The organism is Arthrobacter sp. ISL-72 (assembly GCF_018613755.1).
In the GTDB taxonomy this organism is placed as follows: domain Bacteria; phylum Actinomycetota; class Actinomycetes; order Actinomycetales; family Micrococcaceae; genus Arthrobacter.
Genome location: NZ_JAGGPP010000001.1, coordinates 32,733 through 56,017 on the forward strand (window position 1 = coordinate 32,733; position 23,285 = coordinate 56,017).

Below are 23,285 nucleotides of genomic sequence, written 5' to 3' on the forward strand. Positions count from 1 at the left end.
TCCTTTTTGGGCCGGAGACGGAGGTTCCATGTCAGCTGGACACACCCGCTTCCGGCCTCCCCAAGAGCCGGTCGAGTCTCTGCTGCGCTGCTTGCGCGGAGCGCAGCCCAAGGCCTTGGGCAATCTGCTGCCAAGTCAGCCCCTGCGACCGCGCAAGAAACAAGAGCGCCGATTCTAGACCATCCATCTGTTGCCGCGCGGCCGAGAGTAGGGTGAGGCCGGCATCCACATCCAGGACATCCACCGGCGCTCCGCGGCCGGTACCGTTGGCCCGCCACAGAAGGTGCTGGATGAGGTCTTGCGCGGAAGGCGGCTGCCGCCCGCCCAACCAGGGTCGGGGCGGCAGATCCGATGCGCCTCTATCCAGCAACACCCGCGCCGCCCGGCTCTGTCGGGAGGCTTCCTCGACGTCGCTGCCCGGGCTGGCCGCCGTCTCGGGCTTGTTCATTCCCTGCTCCATTTCCTGCGCGATGTGTGCCCGCACATCCCGCAAGCATCCGCTTTCAACAGGCTGTTGTCAACAGAGTGTTGAAAGCACGAGCCGCGCCTCGCTCAGTCTCAGCATCAGTGCGGAATGTTGAACGGCGTGATGACCTCGATCTGCGAGGCGTTGCCGCCGCCGGCGTCGGGGAGGGCACCGTGGGTGTGCATGATGGCCCGGCAGCACTGCTGGATGTCCTGTTTGAGGTCATGGTGCAGTAAGGCGGTCATGGTCCCGGTGCGCAGCAGCGCCACGTTGTCCGGAACCAGATCGTGGCCAATGAACACCTGCGGCATCCGGCCGGCGGCTTCGAATGCCTCTGAGATGCCGGTATTGCCGCCGCCGATCGAATACACGCCGCGCACGTCGTCGTGGGCGGCCAGGGTTTCTCCCATCAGGCGCCGCGTGGTCCGGTCCAGGCCGTCGCTTGCCGGCAGGAACAAGACCTCCCGTCGCGGATCCATGGAGCGCATGGCCGCGCGGAAGCCCACCTCCCGCTCCTCCTCCCCGCGGAAAAAATCGTTGCTGACCGTCACGACGACCCTCCCGGGATCCGCGCCCATCCATTGGTGGATGAGGTACGCCGCCGTCGCCCCCGCGGACCTGTTGTCCATGCCCACATACGCGACCCGGCGGCTGGCGGGAAGGTCCGTTACCAGCGTGACCACCGGAATTCCGGCTTCGGCGAGCCGGTCGACGGCGGCCGTCACCAGCGGCACGTCCGGCGCCTTCAGGATGACGCCCTGGCTGCCCCGCTTGCCGATCCTGTCCAGTTCGGCCGCGCAGTCCTCCGCGTTCCACTGCTCATGGAGGTGGAAGCGGGCCCGGAACACGGCGGGCCTCAGCAGCGGCAGCACCGATTCCAGTGCGCTTTTCACGGAGGTGGTAAATCGGCCTGGAGCATCCGCGACGACGTCGATCATGAACCGCCTGCCGGTCAGCTCCAGCTGCAGCTGCTGCGCCTCCAGGTCCCTGATGGCCTGGCGCACCTGGCCGACGGTGCTCTGCCGTACTCCGGAACGGTTATGCAGGACGCGATCAACTGTCGCGTCGCTCACCCCGGCCTGGCGGGCGATTTCCCTGACGGAATAGGGGTGGGCCATCAAACTCCTCGCGGTCGGTTGATGATGTTTTCCTGATGGGTTTAGGTCTAGCAAGACTGTCCCACTGGCGCGGACCCGATGGCAAGACGCGCACGGCTGATGGATTCCTGATGGATTTTGGCGTTGCACGGGAACAGCGGGATGCACGAAGCTGGAAACCGGACCGCCACACATTCCAGATCACTGTTTCAAGCCCACAGTTTCAAGGAGGAAACGCCATGACCACCACAGCCGCATCGCACGCACCCGGAACCCGGGCCCCGCAATGGTTCGGCCAGGACAGCTGCCGGCTCGAGGACTTCGTTGCCGTCGTCAGCGAAAAGACGAAGCTGGACGATTATGCCTACGCCGACGCCGTCGAGCAAAATGTCCTGGTCTACGGGCAGCGCCTGCACAGCTATCTGGACTCCCCGGGGGAGCGCGCGGATATCCAGGCCGAATTGATCCGTGCCCTGACCGCCGGCCCGGGCATCGTGGTGTTCAAGGGCGCCTTCGCCGACACCGCCGTCGTGGACCGCGCCACCGAAGCCTTCAACGGCATCATCGCCGAGCAGAAGGCCTCCGGCGCAGCGGCCGGCGACCACTTCGCCAAGCCCGGCGCGAACGACCGCATCTGGGGCGCGCTGGACAAGCTGGCCGTGCGGGACCCGGAGGTGTTCGCCAACTACTATTCCAACGACATCCTGGCCCTCATCTCCGAAGCGTGGCTCGGCCCGAATTACCAGGTCACCTCGCAGGTCAACGTCGTGAACCCCGGCGGTGCGCCGCAGACCGCGCACCGCGACTACCACCTCGGCTTCATGTCCGGCGAGCAGGCGGCCCGCTACCCGGCCCACATCCACCTGCTCTCCCCTGCGCTGACGCTGCAGGGCGCCGTCGCACACTGCGACATGCCGGTGGAGTCGGGACCAACCCTGTACCTGCCGCACTCGCACAAGTACGACGCCGGTTACCTCGCCTTCCACCGCCCGGAGTTCACCCGCTACTTCGAGGAAAACTACGTGCAACTGCCGATGGAGAAGGGCGATGCGGCCTTCTTCAACCCGGCCCTGTTCCACGGCGCCGGCCACAACAAGTCCGCCGACATCCGCCGTATGGCCAACCTGCTGCAGGTTTCCTCCGCGTTCGGCCGGGCCATGGAATCAGTGGACCGCACCGCGATGTCGGCTGCCCTGTACCCGACACTACGGCAGCTCAAGACGGACGGTGCCAGCGACAGGTTCCTGCGCAATGTCATCGCCGCGTCCGCTGAGGGTTACGGCTTTCCCACGAACCTGGACCGCGACCAGCCGGTGGGCGGGATCGCCCCCGAGTCCCAGGCGGAACTGGTGTGGCGGAGCCTGCAGGAAGACGCCCCCGTCGACGTCTTCGACCGGGACCTGAAGGCCTCCGCCGGCCGCCGCCTCACCGATGGCCAGTAAGGCGGCAGCGGTGGAGAAACTGAACGTGGCCCTGTGCGGCTCGGGGCGCATCGGCAGGGTGCACGCCGCGAACCTCGCAGCCCACCCGGGTATCAACCTGGCCTGGGTTGCCGACCCGATGACCGCGAGCGCTGGAGAAGTCGCCGCCCAGTACGGGGCCCGATCCACCGGGTCCACGGACGATGTCTTCGCCGACGCGTCCCTGGACGCCGTCGTCATCTGTTCGCCGACTCCCACGCACGTCCAGCTGATCGAGGCTGCAGCCGCCAGGGGCCTGGCGGTGCTCTGTGAAAAGCCGATCGATCTGGACATTGAGCGGGTACGGGGCTGCCGGCAGAATCTGGCCGCGGCCGGCATCCCGCTCATGATGGGCTTCAACCGGCGGTTCGACCCCGCGTTCGCCGCGCTGCATCAACGGGTTGCGGCCGGCGAGATCGGACGGCTGGAGCACCTGTCCATCATCAGCCGCGACCCGGCTCCCGCCCCTGCGGCCTATATCGCAGCCTCCGGAGGCATCTTCCGGGACATGACCATCCACGACCTGGACATGGCCCGGTTTTTCATCCCGGACATCGTCGAGGTGACCGCCCACGGAGCGAACGTCTTCAGCGATTACATCGCGGGGGCGGGAGATTTCGACTCCGCCGTGGTGACCCTGCGTGGCCGGAACGGTGAATTCGTCAGCATCACGAACTCCCGGCACAGCGCCTACGGCTACGACCAGAGGCTGGAAGCGTTCGGAAGCGAGGGCATGCTGCGGGCTGACAACATTTCGCCCACAACCATTCGCAGTTTCGGCAGCCGCGGCGTGGAGGCGGCGGACCCGTATGAGCCGTTCTTCCTGGAGCGCTATGCCGCCGCCTACCGGCGCGAACTGGACAGATTCGTCGAAGCCCTCCAGACGGGCAGCCCCTGTTCGCCCGGTTTCGACGATGGCATGGCCGCGCTGGTCCTGGCCGATGCCGCCGCCGAGTCCGCCACCACCGGCAGGACCGTCAACGTTGAAGGGGCACTGCAGAAGTGACAGCACCAGAACTCGCTGGCCCGGAGCTCCCCGGTTCGGGACTACCCGGCTCGGGGCTCCTCAAGGACACGGTTGTACTTATCAGCGGGGGCACGCACGGACTGGGCGCCGGCATAGCCCGGCGGGCCGCCGCTGAAGGAGCTGCGGGTATCGCCATCACAGGTCGCTCGGCCGAGGCCGGGAGCAGGATGGCCGAAGATCTCACCGAACTGGGGGTGGCCGCACTCTTCCTGCAAGCCGACCTGGCTGATACGCAACAGGCGACCAGCACGGTAGCCCGAACCATCGAGCACTTCGGCCGGCTTGACGCAGTAGTGAATGCTGCCGGCCTCACCACCCGGGGCAGCATGACGGACACCACGCCTGAGCTGTTCGACCAGCACATCGCCGTCAACCTCAAGGCGCCGTTCTTCATCATGGCCGATGCCATCAAACACTTCAAGGAACGCGAGGTGCCCGGAGCTATCGTCAACATCATCACCATGTCCGCGCACGGCGGCCAGCCGTATCTGGCACCCTACGTCGCATCCAAAGCCGGGCTCGCCGGGCTGACCCGGAATGCAGCACATGCCCACAGGTGGGACAGGATCAGGATCAACGGCGTCAACATCGGCTGGACGGCCACCGAAGGCGAAGACCTGATCCAGCGCCGGTTCCATGGCGGCGGCGACGACTGGCTGGAGAAGGCCAATGCGTCGGTGCCGATGGGCAAGCTCGGCCAGATCGATGAGATCGCCGAGTTTGTGGTCTTCCTGCTCTCGCCGCGAAGCGGCGTGGTCACCGGCTCCGTGATCGACTGGGACCAGAACGTGGTGGGCGCCTTCGACTAGGCCGTCCCGAGCTGGCCGAGGCAGTAGTTCTTGAACCAGTGCCGGATCCGTTGCGGCAGCCGGGGATACACCACCGAAAGCGACCTCATGGTGAGGTCGAAGCGGCGAGTGTGTCGTGCACTCCACGCCAGGCCAAAGTCGTTCCGGAGCTGGTCAGGCAGGAGGCCTGCCGTGAGGAAGCGCGCGAACGGCATGACGACGCGGTACCAGACCGGCCCGCCCTGCGGATGCAGGAGCCCCCGGGCGACGCGCACGGCGTCGTCGTTGGCTTTAAGTGACTGCAGCCGGCCGTTCCAATAGTCTGCGAACGCTGCCCGGTCCGCCGGCCACATTGCGGGCGGGAGCTGCAGGACCGTGCCGAGCCTCGCATAGTCGCGGTACATGGCGTCGGCGGTCTCGTCGTCGAGCGGTCCGTAGATTTTCTCGTAAATAGTGATCGCCGTGTCGTACAGCGTCGCCACCACCCAAAGCTGCGAGTCGGCGTCGAACGCGCTGTAGCCGCTGGAGGTTTGATCCGGGGCGCGGCGGACCGGCGCATGGGCGCGGTTCACGCGGCGGCGGACGGCTGCCACCTGGCCTTCGGTGCCGTAGACGACGGCATAGACGTAGGTCAGGGTGCCGCGAAGCCGGTCGAGCGGGCGTTCCGTGAAGCTGCTGTGCTCGGCAACCCCGTGACCCACCGCCGGATTGGCGATCTGCAGCAGAATGGCGCGCCCCGCTCCGGCGAGCAGAATTCCTTCTGCGCCCATGTCGGCAAGTCCACGGTCCATGTCCACACGATACCCGAGCGGAAAGGGGACGGACGACGGCGGGAGGGTCCCGCCGTCGTCCGGCACCGGATGCGCTGGCCCGGGCTGACTACTCGGCGGGTCGGAGGTTGTGCGTGGCGGGGCCCTGCAGGACCTCGCCTGTGGCGTTGAAGCGGGAGCCGTGCAGCGGGCAGTCCCACGATTTCTCCGCATCGTTCCAGCTAAGCACTCCGCCCAGATGGGTGCAGACCGCCGAGACCCGGCAGGTTGTTCCGTCAACGGTGGACGCGGCCACCGGCTTGTTGCCGTGTCGAAGGACAGTGCCAGCGCCCTCCTCCGGTACGGTGTCACCGGTGTCGGCTTTGGACATTCCGAACTTTGCCCAGCTTTCGGCCAGGGTCTTGGCGACGTCAGCGTTCAAGGCCACTGCGGCAGCTGCGCCCGCAGGTGAGGTGACCCTGTGATGGATCGTGTCCGCCCAGGGGAGCTGGCCGCCCAGGATCTCTCCGCTGATCGCCAGGGCGGCGGCAACGCTGTTGCTCATCCCCCATTTGTTGTAGCCGGTGGCGAAGAAGATTTTCCCGCCGCCGCGGGGCAACTTACCGAAGAAAGGCATCACGTTCGTGGCCCGGTAGTCTTCACCCGACCAGGTGTGCGTCACCTCAGCCCCTGGGAAATGATGGCGCGCCCAGTCCAGCAGCTCATCCAGGCGGGCCTGGGGCGAGGGTTCCCTGCCAACCTGGTGTCCGTTGCCGCCGACCACCAGCAGTTCGCCTTCGGCAGCGGGATAGGTGCGCAGGGAACGGCCGGGAGTCTCTGCCGAGAGGTACATGCCGGACGGAATGCTGGTTGAGGCAGGCACTTTCACGGCGGCGGCGTAGGACTGTGAGGCCTTCAGTTTCGCGAAATACAGGCCGCGGTCAAGAATGGGCACTCCGGTCGCCAGCACCACCAGATCAGCGTGAACCCTGCCGGCGTCGGTATCGACGACGGCCCGGTCCCCGCCGGTGACGTCCTGCACCCGCACGCCTTCAATGAGCGTGCCGCCGTGGGCGCGGAAGTCCGTCACCAGACTCTCCAGCACATCCATCGGGTTGAACTGCGCCTGGCCGGCCAGGCGGATGGTGCGGCGCGTACTGAACGGGAGTTCGGAGTCGCTGGTGTCTTCAACGTCCAGACCGGCCTCCCGGCTGACGGCGAGTTCGGATTTCACCTGCTCCTCCCCCTTGCCGGTCATCGCAAAGGTATAAGCGTCCCGGCGCTGGAACGGCACATCGTTCGCTTCCAGGTGACGCAGCAGCCAGGCCTGCCCTTCCCTGTTGGCTTCCACATAGGAGTTCACCATCTTCTGGGAGTACTGCCGGCGCAGCGAGGACAGCACCGTGCCCTGGAGCAGGGTCAGCTTGGCCGTGGTGTTCCCGGTGGTTCCCGCGCCGAGGGTTCTTGCTTCCAGGACGGCCACCTTCATGCCCGATCTGGCCAGCAGGACTGCTGTCGCAAGACCCGTGATTCCTGCTCCAACAACCACCGCGTTGTAGTCGGCGTCCGGGACAAAGGGATCCGGGGTGAAGGTCCGGGGGCGGTCCAGCCAAAGTGAAAGCATTACTGCACTCCCTGTCGGTCATATGAAGTTGAAACCCGTCGATGCTCTGGTGGTGACAGCCTAGACAGTTCCCGCACCTTACAGAAGACCCCGCACAGAAGACCCCGCAATCTCACTGGAAGGTCCGCGATGACGGCAGAGCCTGCCCCGGCTAGCCCTGCACTCCGGTTGCGTCGTGGGCTTCGCCGACGGGCTTGGATTCCGGTGAGCCGCGCTGGCGCAGGAAGATCGACAGCGCCACCATGGACCACACAGCCAGGAACTCAGACTGCCAGTTTTGCAGCGTGCGGTTCCAAAATTCCGGCGAGACAATGTATTCGGTCCAGCTCCCCGGATCTTGAAGGTTTTCCAGCTGCTCCTGCGCGTAGGCCGTGAATCCCGCAACGGACTGCGCCAGCCAGGACAGGACGAAGATTGTCCCCATAACGAGGCCCAGCGAGTTGGAAAATACGACCGTCTTCCAGCCTCCGGCTTTGGCCCAGGCCGGGGAATCGTCTTCTGCATACTGCCCGATCATCTGGTCCTTATCGGATTCCAGCCCCCGCTTTTCAATTTCCTTGGACTCCGGGGAGCCCTTTTGGACCAGCCACACGGCAAGAATGATGAGCAGGAAAAACTGCAGGTATTCGGACTGCCAGTTCTCCGATACGTCCACGGCGAAGCTTGACGAAGTCACGTACTGCCAAAAACCGACCGGCTCAAGGTTCGCCGCCATCTGCTGCTCGTTGAAGTAGGCCAGTCCCGAAAAAGCCTGGCCGGTCAGCGACGCCAGGAACAGCAGCCCGAAGCCGATGCTCAGCCCATTGGTGACCAAGGGTTTGTTCCTCACCGGCCCATCACCCCCAGTGCGAGCATGTACACCAGGCCTATGGCGATGACGCTCAGGCAGATAACGAATGTTGCGCGCATCTCAGCTCCCATCAATAAGGCAGTCGTAGGGACGTTCGCCGCGGGAGGTGCAACCTGCCGCCGTGATCTTCCAGTTTTGGCCGGACTGCACCAGGAACACCGTGTCCTCGTCGAGGACGACCTGTGCATCGCTGCCGTACGCCTCGGACTCCAACACACTGGAAGTAGCTCGCAGGTCCACCTCCCGCAGCTTGATGGCGCAACTGCCCGGCTCCCCTTCCTCGAGTTCTTCGACTGTTCCGGGGGCCAGGAGTCCGCAGGCTGCTTCCACATCACCGGAGCGCACGTCGTCGTGGAACATAGTTGCGGCCACTGCCGCCTCCGCGCTGCCCGGGTTGGAGCCCGAGCACGCCGTCGCGCCCACCGCCACCGCCGCCGCCGCGGCGAGGGCAAACAGAGCCCGGAACGTCATGGCCACTTTTGTACGCATCGTCAGCCTCCACATCGTCGAGGGCTCCAACGTACCAAGGGCACCGCGGAGTAAGTAGCTGAATCGGCAAGCAAGTCGGGCGTGGCGCTTCAGCAGCGGCCAAGCTCCGCCGCTGCCCCCTCTCCAGACTTGGAACGGGCGTACTCTTAGAGCAGATCCGTTTGGCAGTGAGCGGGCTTCCGCCGACCTGCACCGGGTCCGGCCGAGGTCCGGAGGCCCAGCATGCTCCACGATTTACCCCCTGAACAGCAAGTCACCCTGGACGGGTATCTCCAGGACCTCGTGCTGGAAAGCAGCGACGTCAAGGCGTTCCTGACCGAGCTGGCAAGCTTTGCCGCGGCCAGCTTCGCGCCCATGGACCCCGACATGCTGTGCGGCGTCACCGTCATCCGACGCAAAAGGGCTGCAACTGTGGCCGGCAGCGACGAGACTGCCTATCTCCTGGACGAACTGCAGAACACCTTCGGAGAAGGACCCTGCCTGACGGCCATGCGGGAGATGACTAGTGTGCTCGTCCCGGATCTCCGTCGTGAGCATCGTTGGCCGGAATACATCCGGGCCATCTCCGGACAGGGAATCGGGTCCGTACTGGGCGTTCCGCTCCTGGTCGAGGGCGAAACCCGAGCATCATTGAACCTCTACGCCAGCAGGACCCACGCCTTCACGGGCGCCGACATCGAAAGGGCCGAGTCGTTCGCGGCGCATGCGTCCAAGTCCCTGCGGCTGGCTCTCAAGATCGCCAACCTCAGTGAAGCACGGGACGACATGGCCGCGGCCATGCAGTCTCGGACCACGATCGATCTCGCCGCCGGGGCGATCATGGCGCAGAACCGTTGCAGCCAGGGAGCGGCCATGAAGATTCTGACCGCCGCCTCCAACCACCGAAACGTGAAGCTGCGCGATGTGGCCGCGTCCGTGGTCCGTTCACTGACCGCCGAGCCGGCCGTCAGTCACTTCGAGGAATAGCGGCAGCGACCGGCTCTGCAGCGGTGTCGTCTTCCGATTGGGATCTGTCCGTGTTTGTGCTGCCTGGTATATGGGTAAGGAGAGCTACGAAACCGGCTGGGCAGACATCGATGTAGGACCGGGAGATGAACCATGGCGCGCAAGGACAGGATCGCCGACCCCTGGGGGACACGGACACCGTACGGAGCCGGGGAATCCTGGCCGGTCCGGGTGGATGCGCACCTGGCCGAAGGGGTGGCTCCTGAGGACGTGGACCGGTGGGTCCAGACCGCGTCAATCCTTCACTCCAACGGTGACGCCATGGATATCGCCGTCAAGGACCAACGGATTGTCGGTGTGCGGGGGCGGGCAGTGGACCGGGTCAACCACGGACGCCTGGGGCCCAAGGATCTCTACGGCTGGCAGGCGAACGCATCCCCGGACCGGCTGACCAGACCGCTGATCCGTGCAGGCGGGCAGTTGGTGGAGACGGACTGGGACACCGCCATGGACCGCGTGGTGGCCCGGTCCAAGGAACTGCTGGCGGAGCAGGGTTCCAGTGCCATCGGTTTCTACACCACGGGCCAACTTTTCTCCGAGGAGTACTACACGCTGGGCGTGGTGGCGCACGGCGGCCTGGGCACCAATCACGTGGACGGAAATACCCGGCTCTGCACGGCCACGGCTGCGGAGGCTTTGAAGGAATCGTTCGGCTGCGACGGGCAGCCGGGGTCCTACACGGATGTGGACCACGCGGACGTTATTGCCCTGTTCGGTCACAACATGGCCGAGACGCAGACGGTCTTGTGGACCCGGGTACTGGACAGGCTGGAGGGCCCGAACCCGCCGAAGGTCATCTGCGTGGACCCGCGCCTGACGCCCGTGGCCAAGGCAGCCACGGTCCACCTGGCTCCGAGGCCGGGGACGAATGTGGCCCTGATGAACGCCATCCTCCACGAAATCATCAGCAACGGCTGGCTGGACACCGACTACATCCAGGCGAACACGGTGGGATACGCGGACCTCGAGAAGATGGTCAAGGACTACCCCCCGGTGCTGGTGGCCGAGATCTGCGGCGTTCCGGCTGAAAAGATCCAGGAGGCAGCGGCCATCATCGGCCATGCAGAGCGGCTGCTGTCCACGGTCTTGCAGGGTTTCTACCAGTCCAACCAGGCTACGGCCGCAGCGGTGCAGGTTAACAACCTCAACCTCATCCGCGGGATGCTGGGCAAACCCGGCTGCGGCATCCTCCAGATGAACGGCCAGCCCACCGCGCAGAACACCCGGGAATGCGGGGCCGACGGCGACCTTGCCGGCTTCCGCAACTGGTCCAACGATGCCCAGGTCGAGGACCTGGCGAAGGTCTGGAACGTCGAGCCGTCGTCGATCCCGCACTTTTCGCCGCCCACGCACGTGATGCAGATGATCCGTTACGTGGAAGAGGGCTCGATCCGGATGCTCTGGGTCAGCGGCACCAACCCTGCCGTGTCCCTGCCGGAACTGGCCCGGATCCGATCCCTCCTCACGCAGGAGCGGCTGTTCCTGGTGGTGCAGGACATCTTCCTTTCCGAGACCGCGCAGCTTGCCGACGTTGTCCTCCCCGCGGCCACCTGGGGTGAGAAAACTGGAACGTTCACCAATGTGGACCGGACCGTCCACCTCTCGGACAAGGCCGTGGAACCTCCCGGCGAGGCCCGGCCGGATTTGGACATCTTCATCGACTACGCCCAGCGGATGGGGTTGAAGGACAAGGACGGGGAGCCGCTGGTCAAGTGGCACGATCCGGAGTCCGCCTTCGAAGCCTGGAAGGAGTGCAGCCGCGGACGGCCCTGCGATTACACCGGCATCACTTATGACAAGCTCCGCGGCGGATCCGGCATCCAATGGCCGTGCAATGAGGAGAATCCCGAGGGCTCCGAGCGGATCTATGCCGATGGAAAGTTCTGGGCCGATCCGGAGTATTGCGAAAGCTACGGACGTGACCTGCTGACCGGCGCACCCATGGAGGCATCGGAGTACAAGGCTTTGAATCCGGAGGGTAAGGCGATCATCAAGGCCGCCGAATACACGCCGCCGCATGAGCTGCCCAGCCAGAAATACCCCCTGCAGCTCATCACGGGGCGGACGCTCTTCCACTTCCACACCCGCACCAAAACCGCAAGGGCGCCTGAGCTGCAGGCTGCCGCGCCGGAGGTCTGGGTGGAGATGTCAGCGGACGACGCCGGCGCGTACGGTATTGCCGAAGGGGACCTTGCGGAGGTGGAGACTCCGCGCGGATCGGTCCGCGCCCAGGTGCGCATCAGCGGAATCCGCAGCGGCGTCCTTTTCCTTCCGTTCCATTACGGATATTGGGATACCGACGGCGGACATGAACCGCCTGGCAACGGGCGGGCCGCAAATGAGCTGACCATCACCGAATGGGACGCCGCGTCCAAGCAGCCCATCTTCAAGACGGCGGCGGCGCGCCTGACGCGGATCGCCGCGGGCGACGGCCCGTCGTCGGCCCCCACCAACACTGCTTCGGCTCCCGCTGCAGGTATCCAGGCGGCAGCTTTCCCGGCCGGGAAGCTGACGTCAGGAATCCCCTCGGCACAGGCCTATGAAACCATCGAGGGCGCCGCGTCGGGAGGAGCATCATGAAAATCGGTCTGGTGCTGGAAGAACTCCACCGGTCCGAGAACGAGCTGGCGCACGAGCTCCTGAAAGTCTCGGAACGGCACAAGGTGGACCACGACATCTACTACCTTGCACGCGACCTGGCCAAGTGGTCGCAAGAGCACGTCCGGGAGATCGCCAAAATTGCCAAGCAGTACGGCCAGGAACTGGATCCCGAGCCCCGCGACGAGGCCGCAGTGATGGAAAAACTCAGGGAGAAGGGCAGCGAGCTGATGGGCCGGCGCGGTGAGGCCGGTCTGCTGCTGCTCCGGGACCTTCGGGAGGTCTATCTGAAGTCCTGCGGCGTGTCCGCCGACTGGGAGATGCTCGCCCAGGCCGCCCAGGGCATCAAACACACGGACTTGCTGGAGGTCGCCCAGCGCTGCCACGCGCAGACCGTCCGCCAGATGAAGTGGGCCAACGGCAAGATCAAGGAGTCCTCCACCCAGATCCTGGTCAGCTGAGGTCGTCCGCTTCATTTGACGCCGCCCGCCACGGTGCGTCGCATCTGGTGGGGGCGAAGTGTTGCTGGCACACTGAGCCAATGATCGATGCGTTTTCCCCGTCCAGGCGGCCTGGCATCCGTGCTGCGATGTTCGTTGATTTCGACAATGTTTATACCGGTTTACAGGCCCTCGACCCGGTGGCGGCCAAGCGGTTCGCCGAGGATCCGAAGCACTGGGCCGATGCGTTGTCGGCAGGGGGTGCCGGCGAGGAGTCCCGCCGGTTCCTGATCCGCAACTGCTACCTGAACCCGGTGGTGTATTCGAAGTACCGGACGTACTGGACCCGGGCTGGTTTTCGCGTGATCGACTGCCCGTCACTGACCCAGCGCGGCAAGAGCAGCACCGACATCAACCTGGTACTTGACGCCATGGATGCCTTGTCCGGAACCTCCGGCATCGAGGAGTTTTTCATCGCCTCGGCGGACGCCGACTTCACGTCGCTGATTCAGCGGTTCAGGGCGGCGGACCGCATGACCACTGTGATTGCAGCGGGTGCTGTGGCCTTCGCCTACCGCGAGATGGCTGACAGTGTGGTTGAGTCCCACGACTTCGTGGCGATTCTCCATGGGACGACAGCGGAGCCGATGCCTGCTGTGGGCGCCGGTGAAGCGAAAAGTGCCCCGCTCCGCGGAAAGACCAGGGCCAAAACCATCTCGCCTGCCATCAAGGAGGTTGGGGAGTTCGTCCGGAACGCGCCCGGTCCCGTGGCCGGAGCGTTGGTGGCCCACCGGGCGCTGACGGCAGACCCCGGGCTGAAGGCGGACTGGGGCGGCTGTGGAAAGTTTGGGACCTGGGTGGCCCAGATCGGCAAGGGGATCGAATACTCACCCGCACGCGGCGGCTGGGTCTGGGATACGAAGCGTTTCTCTAGCGCCGATCTTCCGTCAGAAGCCGAAGTCCAGCCAGGCATCGAGGAGCAGGTTGCCCGGGTGACGGATGTTCCGGCGCTCTCCGCTGCCCAGTTCCGGCAGATGTTCGTGTCCATGGAGGCGCGGCTCCGTGAGAACCCGGCCAGCCGCAGTGAACTGTCGAGGCTTGTCCGGGATGACTGTGTCACGGCAGGGCAGCCGGTGTCCCGGAACGCGGTGAACTTTGTCATCCAGGGCCTGAGCAGCGTGGACTTCCAGCTCAGCGATTCGGCCACGGCATCCGAGCTCGCGGCGGCGTGGACGGAAGACGTGGAAGAGCTGTGCCGGGTGGCGCTGATGGAATTCGATGAAGCTGAAAAGCAGGAGCTGCGGCGCTGGGCAAGCGGCGGGTTCGTGGCTGCGTAGGGTTAAGTGTCCGCCTGATTCTAGGCAGCTGTGAATAGTGCCCAGTCGGGGAAGGGATCCACCGGCAGTGGAGAGCCCACGCCATCGAGGCCCCCGGGGCCCTCAAAGCGCTCGAGGCTGTCGAAGCTGGCTGGCCAGTCCGGCGGTTCCCAGTCCCGGTCGTCGCGTGCTAGGTCTTCCCGCGCATGATCCGGCGGTTCGGGCCAGTGTGGTGGTTCCCAGTCCTGTTGTTCGCTGGGGTAGGACCGTCCGGTGGGTGAGATCCAGCCAGGTGATTCGTTGGCTGTCGCCCCGACGGGGGTCCAGGCTGTGGTGTGCTTCAGTCGGTGGTGCATGCGGCAGGGCTGGCCCAGGTTGCTGATCCCGGTAGTTCCGCCGTCTGCCCAGGCGAGGAGGTGGTCCGCGTCGTTGTCCAGGGAGGGGTTGTTGCAGCCGGGAAAAGGGCAGCGCCCGTCCCGGAGCCGGAGCCACTGCCGCAGGGCTGTCGGGATCCGGTAGGTGCTGCGGCCGATCTCCAGGGGTGCCCCGTCACGCGGGTCGGTCAGGACCCGCCGGATCGAGGCGGCACCGTCGGCGACGAGGCGGCGGGCCATGGACGGCGGGATCGGCCCGTACCCGTCCAGCATGGCCGGTTCCCCGGTCAGGCCGAGCAGCGAAAAGACCGGGACGGTGACCAGGACCTGCGCGGTCGGGGACGGGGTTCCCTCCATCACACCGCCCAGCAGCCACTCAGAAGCAACATCGACCCGGAGCTGCGTCAGGGTGCGGGCTTCTGCGGGGCCCTGCAGGGCACGTGCGGCGGTGGTGGCCCGGTCCCAGATCCCCGCCGCGGTATCGGCCGGCAGGTACGCCGAAAGCCAGGCCATGCCGTCCCGGTCCGGAACATACTCCAGCCGCCGGTCCGCGGCGCTCTTGGTATGACGGGTCTCGATGCTGACCGGGTGGTGCCGCTCCCGCCAGGCCCGTGCCTTGGCCCGGAACCGGCCCGGCACCAGTTCCCCGGCCGGGCAGCCCCGCGCCGGGTTCACCGCGTCCGGGTCCAGGAAATGCGCTTCCAACGCGGCGGCGGCGGCCGGTTCCAGGTTGGCTGTTTCATCACACAGGATCCGTGCGTGCTGCCAGGAAATGGTCCCGGCCTGCAACGCGGCCAGCGTCAACGGCAGCCCGGCGGTCAGGGTGCGGGCCTCGCACAGCAAGGCACCGGCGGTGCGTTCACTGACCGTCAGCACACACGCGACCTCAGCGGTCACCGCCATCTCCTGCGCGGTGTGCTCCTGCGGGGACTTTGCCGGTGCCGCCAAAGCCTCGGCCGCGGCGGCGTAGCCCGCGGCGAGGTGCACCTTCAGCGCGGCCAGCCGGGCCTCCATCCTGCCCGCCTCGGCCAGACCGTCCAGGAACGCATCCGCCTGATCCCGCAACGGATCAAGACCCACCGGATCCCCACCGGCGGGATCCCCACCCGCCGGATCAACACCGGTCGGGGCCACCTCACCGGCCGCGCCGCGGACACAAACAGCCAACGCAGCAACGGAGGACTCAATGCCCTCCAACGCCTCCACAGCTGCTCTGCTTTCCATACCCACAGCATGGCAGGAGGGTCCGACAAAAAACCGACTGTACTGTTGGGCACTCTACGACAAGCACTCCGACGCCGCGGAACGACCGTTCGGAAGACGGAAATCCCCCCGCGGTGACCGCCCCAGCCCGACTCAGCCTTCCAGCACCTGCCGGATCCCGAAATCCCCCACCGAGAACATCCGCGGATTGTCGTCGGAGTTGCTCAGCATGGCGGTGGACAGGACGAGAGCCCAGCCACGCGCCCTCATCCACGTGCCTCCGTCTACTGAGGGGCCAAAGGCGCCGATAAAGCGCTGGCGGGCACCGGCGTCGAACATTAACCATCCCACGGCAAGATCCACGGCCGGATCCCCGGCCCCGACATCGCCGAAGTCGATCACTCCAGCCAGTGAACCGTCGGCCGCCAGCAGAATGTTGCCCGGGTGAAGGTCGCCATGGAGCATCATCGCCGGGCCGCCCCGTGTTTCAGCGGCACAGGCCTCAGCCCATATCGCCCTCAGCCGTGCCGCCTGCGGGTAGCGTTCCCCGTCCCTGAGCCTTTCCCGTACAGCCGCATCCCGGTCCATCAGCGGCACACCGCGGACAGGATTCACCGGGACTCCTGCTTCCGCGGGCACATGGAGGGACCTCAGGAAGGCGGCAAGGCCGTCCACAGCAGGCCCACGGTCCGCCGTTCCGACCTCGGCCGCCGGCGCACCTGGAACCCACCTGACGATGCTCCACGGCCAGGGAAAGTCCGACGTCGGCCGGCCGGCATGGACGGGGACGGGCACCGCAACCGGCGATCGGGCGGCGATGCCGGGAAGGTACCGCTGCTCATGCCGGATCAGCGGCACCGCTTCGGCCCGGCGCGGCAGCCGGACTGCCAGATTGTCGCCGAGCCGGAAGGTCGCGTTGTCCCAGCCATTGGCAACACGCACGAGCGAGCGGCCGGCAGGGTCCGGCCGCTGCTCCCGGATGAGGGTACGGACGACGGCGGCACTCACCTCCACGGTGGCTGCCGGCATTCCTGCCATTTAGAAATCAGCCTTCCTGTCCATGCGCGCCTCGGAGTCTCCGGAGCGCCATCGGCCGCGGTAGCGCTGAACCGCGTCGGCGTTACCGCACTGGGCTGAGCAGTACGAGCGGTTTCCGCCCCGGCTGGTATCGGCAAATACCCGGTCACAGCCCTGCCGTGCGCAGACGCCAGGCCGCTCACCCGCGGGGGCGCATAAAAGCCGCTAAGCACCTCCTGGGCTACGCGTCACAACGTGGCGGCTTCTTCCTGCGCCAATCTGATCATACGAAGTTCGTCCTCCACTGCGCGGGAAGGCCAATAGTCCTTCGCCAACTCGCTTGCCCGGCTTCGATCTGCGTCGGGGAAGAGCTTGCCGAACAGCCCGGCGGCCTGAAGCAGGGCAATCAGGGCTAGGGTCCTGGTTTCGGGCGCCTTAGACTCCTGCGCCCTGGCTTTAGGCGTCCCGGCGCCGGGCGCCTCGCCTTCAGGCGCCCCGCCTTCAGACGCCCCCGCTTCGGGCGCCAGCGCCCCGGCGCCGCTCGCCTCGGGACCAGGTGCCCCGGCGTCGGGCGCTTTGGAGTCGGACGGCACAGCATCCGACGGCGCAGCATCGGACGGCGCACCGCCGAGTGCCTCCTGGATCTTTTTCAGGAGCGCCGCCTCCGGAGCGTGGTCCTTCTCCAGGTACCGCACGGTCCGGAACAGGCCCAGGTGCTTTTCGCCGACTTCTTCCACAATGCCCAACGATGCCATCCGCTCGTAGACACGCTGCACTTCGGCGCGGCCCTCCAGCATGGAGACCCACCGCTTGGGAGTGTGGGGCCGTGATTTGTGCCGGATGAGCTCCAACTCGTGCTGGAACTCCGTTGGCGGCGCGCTGCCTGTAGCCCTGACGTGCTTCCCCCGCAGCCGGATGGCACCGATCAGGTCCAGCTCGGCCAGTATTGCCCCTGCCAGGGTGGTCCTGAGTGCGTACACCGGCACTTCAGGTTTGCCGTCTTTGTCGTTCGTAGCCAGGAGGAGGAAAGCCTGGGGAAGGCTCAACTCCGCCGCCTTCGGTGTTTCAGCGTTCATACGAACATCGTGGCGCAGTCGGGCAGCCACCACAATGAGGATTTACAAGCATGCGCTTCGCATGGCGGCCTTCGTCTGCTCGGCAAGATCATCGCGGCCAACGTGGGCGCATAGACCCTCTGATCAAGGTCCCCGATAGGGGGACGACGGCGGGACTTCCCGCCGTCGTCGGTGGACACGCGGATAAGCGGCTGACGCCGCGACTGGCAACTGTCAGCCGACGACGACACCCGTCACGGCCGTCAAATCGCGCCGGCTCGGGGCCTGGGCCACGTTGCGGCCGGCGATGCGTCCGGAAACCATTGCCCAGCCAATGTGCAGCCCGTGGTTGAGCAACTGGACCAGACGCGCAGGCAGAAGATCGGCATGAACTTCGAAGAGAGCGAGGACGGCGTGGCCGCAATGGCCGTGTCCTTGGGTCTCATCGATGGCCAACACGCCGCGCTTAGCATCGCCATGCCCATCGGCCGCTTCGCCCGTCACGACGCAAAACGCCTGACCGGCCAACTGCTGGAGACGGCCGATGAATTCAAAAAAGAGGAGATTAGGGGCTGAGGTCCGGCTGCCCTGGATTGACGTAGGCCTGCGTTACGGTTAGCAGCACCATCAATTCTTAGGGGGACGCATGGAATTTGCAGAAAAACTCTCAGCTCTGGCAGCAAAGGTGCGCCAGCAGCGAGGTGCGATCCAAACTGAAGAGGCAACAAAGAATGCCTTTGTCATGCCGTTCATTTCTACAATTCTCGGCTATGACGTGTTTAACCCGCTGGAAGTCGTTCCAGAGTTCATCGCCGACGTCGGGCTCAAGAAAGGCGAGAAGATCGACTATGCCATCGTCAAGGATGGCGAGGTCCAGATCCTGATCGAGTGCAAGAAGTCCACGGAACCAGTGAAGATCGAGCATGCATCCCAGCTTTTCCGCTACTTTGCTGTAACCAATGCCAGGATCGCCATCCTTACCAACGGCGAGGTGTATCAGTTCTTCACGGACCTCGATGCACCGAACCGGATGGACGCCAAGCCGTTCCTTGTTCTTGATTTGAACGACATTGACGAGTCCCTCATTCCGGAACTGCAAAAGCTGTCAAAGGATGTCTTCGATCTCGACTCGATCATCAACGCGGCAGGTGAACTGAAATACATCGGTGAACTCAAGAGGACCTTGGCGGCACAATTCAACGCACCTGAGGACGAGTGGATCAAGTTTTTGACGGGCCGCGTCTATCCGGGCCCCTATACGCAGAAGGTGCGCGAGCAGTTCACAGCGCTGGTAACCAAAGCATCCAAGCAGTTCCTGAATGACCAGGTCAACGAACGGCTGAAGAAAGCGCTGGCTGCGCCGAGCTTCCCGCAAAACGAAGACGTAACCATCGCCGCCAGTGTCACCAGTGCGCCCGTGGCCGAAGCGGACCTGGCCGAGGCTGACGGCTTGGAAACAACCCTGGAGGAAATTGAGGGCTACCAGATCGTGCGCGCCATTGTCTGCAGCGAAGTCAAGCCTGCCCGCGTCGTCCAGCGGGATGCCAAGTCCTATTTCGCGGTGCTGCTGGATGACAACAACCGCAAGCCGATCGCGCGCCTGCACTTCAACCGCACCCAGAAGTACATCGGAATATTCGACGCAAACAAGGAAGAGACACGAGTGCCCATTGGCTCACTGGAAGAGATCTACGAGCACACAGAAGCCCTGCGTGCGAGTGTAAAGAGCTACCTGTGAGCACGGATATTCCTGACCTCGACCTGCTTTCAGGCCATCGCCGCCTCGACGGCCTAGAAAACAGTCCGGCAATTCTCTGAAGTACTAGGCGCAGGGATCGGAAAAGCGGACGACGGCGGGACTCCCCCGCCGTCGTCCGCTTTCGTGGCTGCTCCCCTATGTCGCCGACCAGCCGCCGTAGGAGGTCTGCGACACCGGCCTTACATCAGATTATGCGCAGCTAGCTGCCCGGGGCGCTTCAACAATGGAGAGTTGGCCGGTTTCAGGGACGCCAGGAAATTGCACCTGCGGGGGCTCTACAGCGTCCGCTGGCGGCTCCTGTGCGGAGCGCATGCGAAGAAGCGCGACCGCGGAAATGAGGAACCACGCGATATTCGTGACCACGGACGGCCATGCTTCATGGAATGCGCCGTTGACGATGAAGGCACAAGCACCGAGGAGATTCGCGATCTGGAAGCCCCGGCCGGCCTTCAGCCAGCCCATGGAGACAGCCAGGTACGCACTCAGGATCGCAACCGCGCCTGCCCAACCGGAGATTTCCCACAGCAGTTCCATGATGTCCTTTCAGAGGTGACGCCCGACTGCCATCCGCCGGGCGGAGTGTAGATGGTGGGCTATAAATGTGTGTTTTGGAAGCGGCCCTTGCCGAATGGACCAGGCATCGCTGCACCAGCGTCTGCTTAGCCAGTCTCAACAGCAATTATCAGGAAGACAGACCTTTAGATCAATTGCATTCCGCTGAAGACATGGTTTAGAAATAGTGAATATGGAAATCGACCCGCGCCGGCTTCGCGTACTTCTTGCGGTTGCCCGCACAGGCGGGGTGCTCGCCGCGGCTGACGAGCTGGGGATTACGCCGTCGGCCGTATCGCAGCAGCTCAGCAAACTGGAGGACGAGACAGGGCACGCCTTGGTGGTGCGGACGCCCAGAGGCTCAGTATTGACGCCCCCCGGTCTGGCGGTTGCAGAAGCTGGCGAGGAGATAGAACGCGCACTCAGCGTCGCCCGGGCCCGAATCGCAGGCGGGGCCAAAGTCGCCGGAGTGGTGCGGGTGGGCGGATTCACCAGCTTCGTTCGGACGGTGGTGATCCCGCGTCTGCCCGAATGGCGCGTCCGGTACCCGCAATTGCAGATCCGGATGGTCGAGGACGACTTCCCTGCCCTGATGCGGCTGCTCCGTCAGCGCCAGCTGGACGCCGTCGTGGTCGAGCTGGATTCGACGACGACCGGGCAACGTTCACTTTCCGCCGGAATGACCGAAGAGCCCCTGCTGGACGAGCCCTGGAAACTGGTCGTTCCCGCCGGTTCGCTGCTCTCCACCGAGAACGTCGACCTCGGCCGTCTGCCGTTTCCGTGGCTCGGCGTCGAGTCCACAGCCGCTAACGCTTCGGTGCTGGGTCGGCTCCGCCAGTCGACGGGTGCCCAGATGGAGACAGTGCATCAGTACCAGGACACGCTCACCGCTCTGGCACTCGTCGCTGCGGGCGAAGGTGCTGCGATCGTACCCACCTTGGCGTTGAGCGGCGTGGTCCAGGACGGCGTGGACGTGCTGGACGTCCCCGGACTGGGCACGCGACGCATTGTTCTGTGGCGGTTCGACCGGCGGCGGTCAACCGGCACGCCGGTAGACACAGTCGCCCGCCTCCTCCGGGAATCGGCTGCAGCGTTCGACACGCGGTCGACATCCTGAGCGGCCTTGTCCCGGATGGTCCTGCTGAACAGACACGTGCAGAAGTGAGCGGACGACGGCAGGACGTCCCGCCGTCGTCCTCTGCCGTTCGGGGAGGTGCTTTACAGTGCCGACCAGCCGCCGTCGGACGCCAGGATGGCGCCGTTGACGTTGGTGCCGTCGTTGCTGAGCAGGAAGGTGATAGAGGCGGCGAGCTGCGCCGCGGTGGCGGGCGTGGGGACGGTGGCCTGCATCAGCGGGCCGAGGCGTTCGGCCGCGAGCTGGGATCCCCAGTTGGCCACGATGTTGGTGATGGTGGGGCCTGGGGCCACGGCGTTGAAGCGCAGGCCCTTGGGTCCGTACATCACGGCGGAGTTCTTGGTGAGGCCGACGACCGCGTGCTTGGACGCGGTGTAGGCGGCGCCGGCGGCGGAACCGCGCAGGCCGGCCTCCGAGGCGACGTTGACCACGGAGCCGGTGCCGGCGTCCAGCATCAGCGGCACCACGGCGCGGGTGAGGCGCATGAGGGCGGTGACGTTGATCCGGAAGACGCGGTCCCAGAGGTCGTCGTCCACTTCGTGGATGGGGGCGAAGTTGTCCATGATGCCGGCGACGTTGGCCAGGGCGTCGACGCGTCCGCCGGAGGCAGCGACGACGGCGGCCACGGTCTCTTCGGTGGAGATGTCGCCGGCCACGGGGACCAGGTCCAGTCCCGCGTTCTCGGCCACCAGGTCGTCCAGGCGTTCCTTGCTGATGTCGGCGGCGATGACGCGGCCGCCTTCCTTGGCCACGCGCAGGGCGGTGGCCTAGCCGATGCCGGAGGCCGCGCCGGTGACGATGACGGTCTTGCCGGCGAATCGGCCGTTGGTGGTGGCTTCCTGCCATGAAGCTTCGTTGCCCATGATGTCCTTCCAGACGGTGCTGAGGGTGATGCGTTCCACCTTATGACACTCTGTGTCATTATGTAAGGATGAATACTGGTGGGATGCCTTCGGATGCTGTGAAGACCGCTGTTCCCCGCCCCACCGGACGGCCGGTGACGATTGATCCCGACGCCGTGGCCGCCATCGCACTGCGGCTCTTCGCCGAGCGCGGCTACGAGCAGACCTCAATGGAGGACATCGCCCGCGAGGCGGGGATCGGGCGCAAGAGCCTGTACCGCTACTTCTCCAGCAAGGCCGAGCTCATTTGGGGCGGCATGGAACCGGTGGTTGAGGCGTCGGGGCGGATGCTGGATTCGGCTGGTGCTGCCGGGGGTGCCGGCGGCGAGATCCTGGCGGGGCTGCGGCAGGCGGCCGTCGCGGGGGTTGCCGTTCTGCCTAACCTCGCCGTCACGCGCGGCAGGCTGCGGCTGATTGCCGAACACCCGGAGTTGGCCAGCCGGAGTTACGAGGCCCTGGCGCCGCAGCGGGAGCGGGCGCGTGCCTATCTGGTTTCGGCCGGCGTCCGCGAGGACGTGGCCGGGTACCTTTGCGCCGCATACCTGGGCGCGACGTTTGAGGCCTGGATGCAATGGGCGGCCGGGACGGACCCGGACCCCGCACCCTATCTCGTGGCGGCTGCTGCCGTGCTGCAGGTGCCATAGCACAGGTGCGTGAGGTTCCACGATGATTCCATCCGGGTCACGGAAGTCTTTCGCGGGAGGTGCCCGCAGTGCCAACCCGGTAAATTTGAGGTGATGATCCACATTGAAAGTGACGGCCCGGCACGTGGCGATGTCCACCAACTCCTGAACGAACACTTGGCAGACATGTTCGCCACCTCGCCGGCGGAAAGCGTGCACGCCCTGGACCACTCCGCGCTGTCCGCACCGTCGATCACATTCTGGACGGCCCGTGAGGACGGCGATCTGCTGGGGTGCGGCGCGCTCAAGCTCCTGGATTCCCCTCCGGAATCCGCCCGGAACGGCGAGATAAAGTCCATGCGCACCACAGCAACGGCGCGGGGACGGGGCGTGGCTACACTCATGCTCCGCCACATCCTCGACGACGCCCGGACCCGAAACCTCCAGCGCATCTATCTCGAGACCGGAACCGAGGACTACTTCGCTCCCGCGCGGCGCCTCTACGTCCGCAACGGCTTCACCGAGTGTCCGCCGTTTGCCGATTACGTCCTGGACCCAAACAGCGTTTTTATGGAACTTCGCCTCTAAGCAATTGTCCCGGCCGGCACGCAAGCCCGGAGCGCAAGGAAGCGGACGACGTCGGGTGGGTGCCCACCGTCGTCCACTTGCCCTTGGTAAAGAGGACCTCCCCCACGTACGCGACGAACTTGAGGTCCTTGTCCGCGTTGGGGTCCTGGATGCGGGACGGGAGCCGGT

General features: G+C 65.4%; 22 protein-coding genes and 2 pseudogenes. 12 read left to right on the forward strand and 12 right to left on the reverse strand.

From position 1 onward, the window contains the following. Positions 1 to 31: 31 nt before the first annotated feature. Entirely contained in the window at positions 32 to 448 is a 417-nt protein-coding gene (locus J7I92_RS00190) for a hypothetical protein (protein WP_214835708.1), read from the reverse strand. Between the two features lie 116 nt (positions 449 to 564). Next, on the reverse strand, positions 565 to 1,584 hold the full coding sequence (locus J7I92_RS00195) for a LacI family DNA-binding transcriptional regulator (RefSeq protein WP_214835711.1): 1,020 nt from the start codon (positions 1,582 to 1,584) through the stop codon (positions 565 to 567). A 218-nt stretch (positions 1,585 to 1,802) separates the two neighbouring features. On the opposite strand from J7I92_RS00195, the gene J7I92_RS00200 reads away from it, so the two are divergent. The 3 genes from J7I92_RS00200 to J7I92_RS00210 are packed head-to-tail and all read left to right on the forward strand — an operon-like array spanning position 1,803 to position 4,859. Next, a complete protein-coding gene (locus J7I92_RS00200) occupies positions 1,803 to 3,005 on the forward strand; it encodes a phytanoyl-CoA dioxygenase family protein (protein WP_214835714.1) in 1,203 nt (400 codons plus the stop codon). Further along, positions 2,995 to 4,029: an inositol 2-dehydrogenase gene (iolG, locus tag J7I92_RS00205; RefSeq protein WP_214835716.1), complete on the forward strand. Its 1,035-nt coding sequence runs from the start codon at positions 2,995 to 2,997 to the stop codon at positions 4,027 to 4,029. Before J7I92_RS00200 ends, iolG begins: the two co-directional genes overlap by 11 nt. Continuing rightward, the gene (locus J7I92_RS00210) at positions 4,026 to 4,859 is read left to right on the forward strand and encodes an SDR family oxidoreductase (protein WP_214835718.1); all 834 of its coding nucleotides are present in this window, start codon (positions 4,026 to 4,028) and stop codon (positions 4,857 to 4,859) included. Before iolG ends, J7I92_RS00210 begins: the two co-directional genes overlap by 4 nt. On the opposite strand, the gene J7I92_RS00215 is transcribed toward J7I92_RS00210, so the two are convergent. The 4 genes from J7I92_RS00215 to J7I92_RS00230 all read right to left on the reverse strand — a co-directional run bounded on the left by J7I92_RS00215 (position 4,856) and on the right by J7I92_RS00230 (position 8,550). Then, positions 4,856 to 5,629: an oxygenase MpaB family protein gene (locus J7I92_RS00215; protein ID WP_214835720.1), complete on the reverse strand. Its 774-nt coding sequence runs from the start codon at positions 5,627 to 5,629 to the stop codon at positions 4,856 to 4,858. The two genes, J7I92_RS00210 and J7I92_RS00215, sit on opposite strands and share 4 nt — an antisense overlap. An 88-nt stretch (positions 5,630 to 5,717) precedes the next feature. Beyond that, a complete protein-coding gene (locus J7I92_RS00220; RefSeq protein ID WP_214835722.1) occupies positions 5,718 to 7,211 on the reverse strand; it encodes an FAD-dependent oxidoreductase in 1,494 nt (497 codons plus the stop codon). A 151-nt stretch (positions 7,212 to 7,362) separates the two neighbouring features. Further along, positions 7,363 to 8,025, reverse strand: a complete 663-nt coding sequence (locus J7I92_RS00225; protein ID WP_251039283.1) for a DUF6766 family protein — start codon at positions 8,023 to 8,025, stop codon at positions 7,363 to 7,365. Positions 8,026 to 8,121: 96 nt separating this feature from the next. Continuing rightward, positions 8,122 to 8,550: a hypothetical protein gene (locus J7I92_RS00230; RefSeq protein ID WP_214835726.1), complete on the reverse strand. Its 429-nt coding sequence runs from the start codon at positions 8,548 to 8,550 to the stop codon at positions 8,122 to 8,124. A 222-nt stretch (positions 8,551 to 8,772) separates the two neighbouring features. Between J7I92_RS00230 and J7I92_RS00235 the strand changes: the two genes are divergently transcribed. The 4 genes from J7I92_RS00235 to J7I92_RS00250 all read left to right on the forward strand — a co-directional run bounded on the left by J7I92_RS00235 (position 8,773) and on the right by J7I92_RS00250 (position 13,930). Beyond that, entirely contained in the window at positions 8,773 to 9,516 is a 744-nt protein-coding gene (locus J7I92_RS00235) for a GAF and ANTAR domain-containing protein (protein ID WP_214835729.1), read from the forward strand. 132 nt (positions 9,517 to 9,648) lie between these two features. Continuing rightward, positions 9,649 to 12,135 (forward strand): molybdopterin oxidoreductase family protein, encoded by a 2,487-nt coding sequence (locus J7I92_RS00240; RefSeq protein ID WP_214835732.1) that lies wholly within the window; start codon positions 9,649 to 9,651, stop codon positions 12,133 to 12,135. Further along, positions 12,132 to 12,614, forward strand: a complete 483-nt coding sequence (locus J7I92_RS00245; RefSeq protein WP_214835735.1) for a hypothetical protein — start codon at positions 12,132 to 12,134, stop codon at positions 12,612 to 12,614. The genes J7I92_RS00240 and J7I92_RS00245 overlap by 4 nt, the downstream gene beginning before the upstream one ends. Positions 12,615 to 12,694: 80 nt before the next feature. Then, a complete protein-coding gene (locus J7I92_RS00250) occupies positions 12,695 to 13,930 on the forward strand; it encodes an NYN domain-containing protein (protein WP_214835738.1) in 1,236 nt (411 codons plus the stop codon). A gap of 20 nt (positions 13,931 to 13,950) precedes the next feature. On the opposite strand, the gene J7I92_RS00255 is transcribed toward J7I92_RS00250, so the two are convergent. From J7I92_RS00255 to J7I92_RS00270, 4 genes and pseudogenes are all read right to left on the reverse strand, one after another. Continuing rightward, positions 13,951 to 15,507 carry an HNH endonuclease signature motif containing protein gene (locus J7I92_RS00255; RefSeq protein ID WP_214835741.1) on the reverse strand — a complete coding sequence of 519 codons (1,557 nt, stop codon included), beginning with the start codon at positions 15,505 to 15,507 and terminating at the stop codon, positions 13,951 to 13,953. 132 nt (positions 15,508 to 15,639) lie between these two features. Then, positions 15,640 to 16,524 (reverse strand): aminoglycoside phosphotransferase family protein, encoded by an 885-nt coding sequence (locus tag J7I92_RS00260; protein WP_214835744.1) that lies wholly within the window; start codon positions 16,522 to 16,524, stop codon positions 15,640 to 15,642. Beyond that, positions 16,525 to 16,683 (reverse strand): annotated as a pseudogene (locus tag J7I92_RS23600) (CGNR zinc finger domain-containing protein); the annotation flags it as partial. It lies immediately after the preceding gene. Positions 16,684 to 16,751: 68 nt separating this feature from the next. Continuing rightward, positions 16,752 to 17,579 (reverse strand): GPP34 family phosphoprotein, encoded by an 828-nt coding sequence (locus J7I92_RS00270; RefSeq protein WP_214835747.1) that lies wholly within the window; start codon positions 17,577 to 17,579, stop codon positions 16,752 to 16,754. A gap of 315 nt (positions 17,580 to 17,894) precedes the next feature. Here J7I92_RS00270 and J7I92_RS24155 point away from each other — a divergent pair, with 315 nt between their 5' ends. Beyond that, entirely contained in the window at positions 17,895 to 18,134 is a 240-nt protein-coding gene (locus J7I92_RS24155) for an IclR family transcriptional regulator C-terminal domain-containing protein (protein ID WP_311379971.1), read from the forward strand. A 70-nt stretch (positions 18,135 to 18,204) separates the two neighbouring features. Beyond that, the gene (locus tag J7I92_RS00280; protein ID WP_214835753.1) at positions 18,205 to 19,296 is read left to right on the forward strand and encodes a type I restriction endonuclease; all 1,092 of its coding nucleotides are present in this window, start codon (positions 18,205 to 18,207) and stop codon (positions 19,294 to 19,296) included. Positions 19,297 to 19,506: 210 nt separating this feature from the next. Here the strand turns inward: J7I92_RS00280 and J7I92_RS00285 are convergent, their stop codons facing one another. Beyond that, the gene (locus tag J7I92_RS00285) at positions 19,507 to 19,851 is read right to left on the reverse strand and encodes a YgjV family protein (RefSeq protein WP_214835756.1); all 345 of its coding nucleotides are present in this window, start codon (positions 19,849 to 19,851) and stop codon (positions 19,507 to 19,509) included. A gap of 211 nt (positions 19,852 to 20,062) precedes the next feature. Here J7I92_RS00285 and J7I92_RS00290 point away from each other — a divergent pair, with 211 nt between their 5' ends. Next, positions 20,063 to 20,986 carry a LysR family transcriptional regulator gene (locus J7I92_RS00290; protein ID WP_214835760.1) on the forward strand — a complete coding sequence of 308 codons (924 nt, stop codon included), beginning with the start codon at positions 20,063 to 20,065 and terminating at the stop codon, positions 20,984 to 20,986. Between the two features lie 101 nt (positions 20,987 to 21,087). Here the strand turns inward: J7I92_RS00290 and J7I92_RS00295 are convergent. Next, positions 21,088 to 21,867: pseudogene (locus tag J7I92_RS00295) on the reverse strand (SDR family NAD(P)-dependent oxidoreductase). Positions 21,868 to 21,950: 83 nt separating this feature from the next. On the opposite strand from J7I92_RS00295, the gene J7I92_RS00300 reads away from it, so the two are divergent. Both J7I92_RS00300 and J7I92_RS00305 read left to right on the forward strand, forming a co-directional pair. Continuing rightward, positions 21,951 to 22,550: a TetR/AcrR family transcriptional regulator gene (locus J7I92_RS00300; protein WP_214835763.1), complete on the forward strand. Its 600-nt coding sequence runs from the start codon at positions 21,951 to 21,953 to the stop codon at positions 22,548 to 22,550. A gap of 93 nt (positions 22,551 to 22,643) precedes the next feature. After that, positions 22,644 to 23,117 (forward strand): GNAT family N-acetyltransferase, encoded by a 474-nt coding sequence (locus J7I92_RS00305; RefSeq protein ID WP_214835766.1) that lies wholly within the window; start codon positions 22,644 to 22,646, stop codon positions 23,115 to 23,117. The last annotated feature ends 168 nt before the right edge of the window (positions 23,118 to 23,285 follow it).

Coding starts and splice junctions, on each gene's coding strand:
- J7I92_RS00240 (WP_214835732.1), top strand. CDS start 9,649: ATGGCGCGCAAGGACAGGATCGCCGACCCCTGGGGGACACGGACACCG.
- J7I92_RS00250 (WP_214835738.1), top strand. CDS start 12,695: ATGATCGATGCGTTTTCCCCGTCCAGGCGGCCTGGCATCCGTGCTGCG.
- J7I92_RS00300 (WP_214835763.1), top strand. CDS start 21,951: ATGCCTTCGGATGCTGTGAAGACCGCTGTTCCCCGCCCCACCGGACGG.
- J7I92_RS00260 (WP_214835744.1), bottom strand. CDS start 16,524: ATGGCAGGAATGCCGGCAGCCACCGTGGAGGTGAGTGCCGCCGTCGTC.
- J7I92_RS00305 (WP_214835766.1), top strand. CDS start 22,644: ATGATCCACATTGAAAGTGACGGCCCGGCACGTGGCGATGTCCACCAA.
- J7I92_RS00230 (WP_214835726.1), bottom strand. CDS start 8,550: ATGCGTACAAAAGTGGCCATGACGTTCCGGGCTCTGTTTGCCCTCGCC.
- J7I92_RS00195 (WP_214835711.1), bottom strand. CDS start 1,584: ATGGCCCACCCCTATTCCGTCAGGGAAATCGCCCGCCAGGCCGGGGTG.
- J7I92_RS00270 (WP_214835747.1), bottom strand. CDS start 17,579: ATGAACGCTGAAACACCGAAGGCGGCGGAGTTGAGCCTTCCCCAGGCT.
- J7I92_RS00280 (WP_214835753.1), top strand. CDS start 18,205: ATGGAATTTGCAGAAAAACTCTCAGCTCTGGCAGCAAAGGTGCGCCAG.
- J7I92_RS00235 (WP_214835729.1), top strand. CDS start 8,773: ATGCTCCACGATTTACCCCCTGAACAGCAAGTCACCCTGGACGGGTAT.
- J7I92_RS00215 (WP_214835720.1), bottom strand. CDS start 5,629: ATGGACCGTGGACTTGCCGACATGGGCGCAGAAGGAATTCTGCTCGCC.
- J7I92_RS00190 (WP_214835708.1), bottom strand. CDS start 448: ATGAACAAGCCCGAGACGGCGGCCAGCCCGGGCAGCGACGTCGAGGAA.
- J7I92_RS00245 (WP_214835735.1), top strand. CDS start 12,132: ATGAAAATCGGTCTGGTGCTGGAAGAACTCCACCGGTCCGAGAACGAG.
- J7I92_RS00255 (WP_214835741.1), bottom strand. CDS start 15,507: ATGGAAAGCAGAGCAGCTGTGGAGGCGTTGGAGGGCATTGAGTCCTCC.
- J7I92_RS00220 (WP_214835722.1), bottom strand. CDS start 7,211: ATGCTTTCACTTTGGCTGGACCGCCCCCGGACCTTCACCCCGGATCCC.
- iolG (WP_214835716.1), top strand. CDS start 2,995: ATGGCCAGTAAGGCGGCAGCGGTGGAGAAACTGAACGTGGCCCTGTGC.
- J7I92_RS00290 (WP_214835760.1), top strand. CDS start 20,063: ATGGAAATCGACCCGCGCCGGCTTCGCGTACTTCTTGCGGTTGCCCGC.
- J7I92_RS00285 (WP_214835756.1), bottom strand. CDS start 19,851: ATGGAACTGCTGTGGGAAATCTCCGGTTGGGCAGGCGCGGTTGCGATC.
- J7I92_RS00200 (WP_214835714.1), top strand. CDS start 1,803: ATGACCACCACAGCCGCATCGCACGCACCCGGAACCCGGGCCCCGCAA.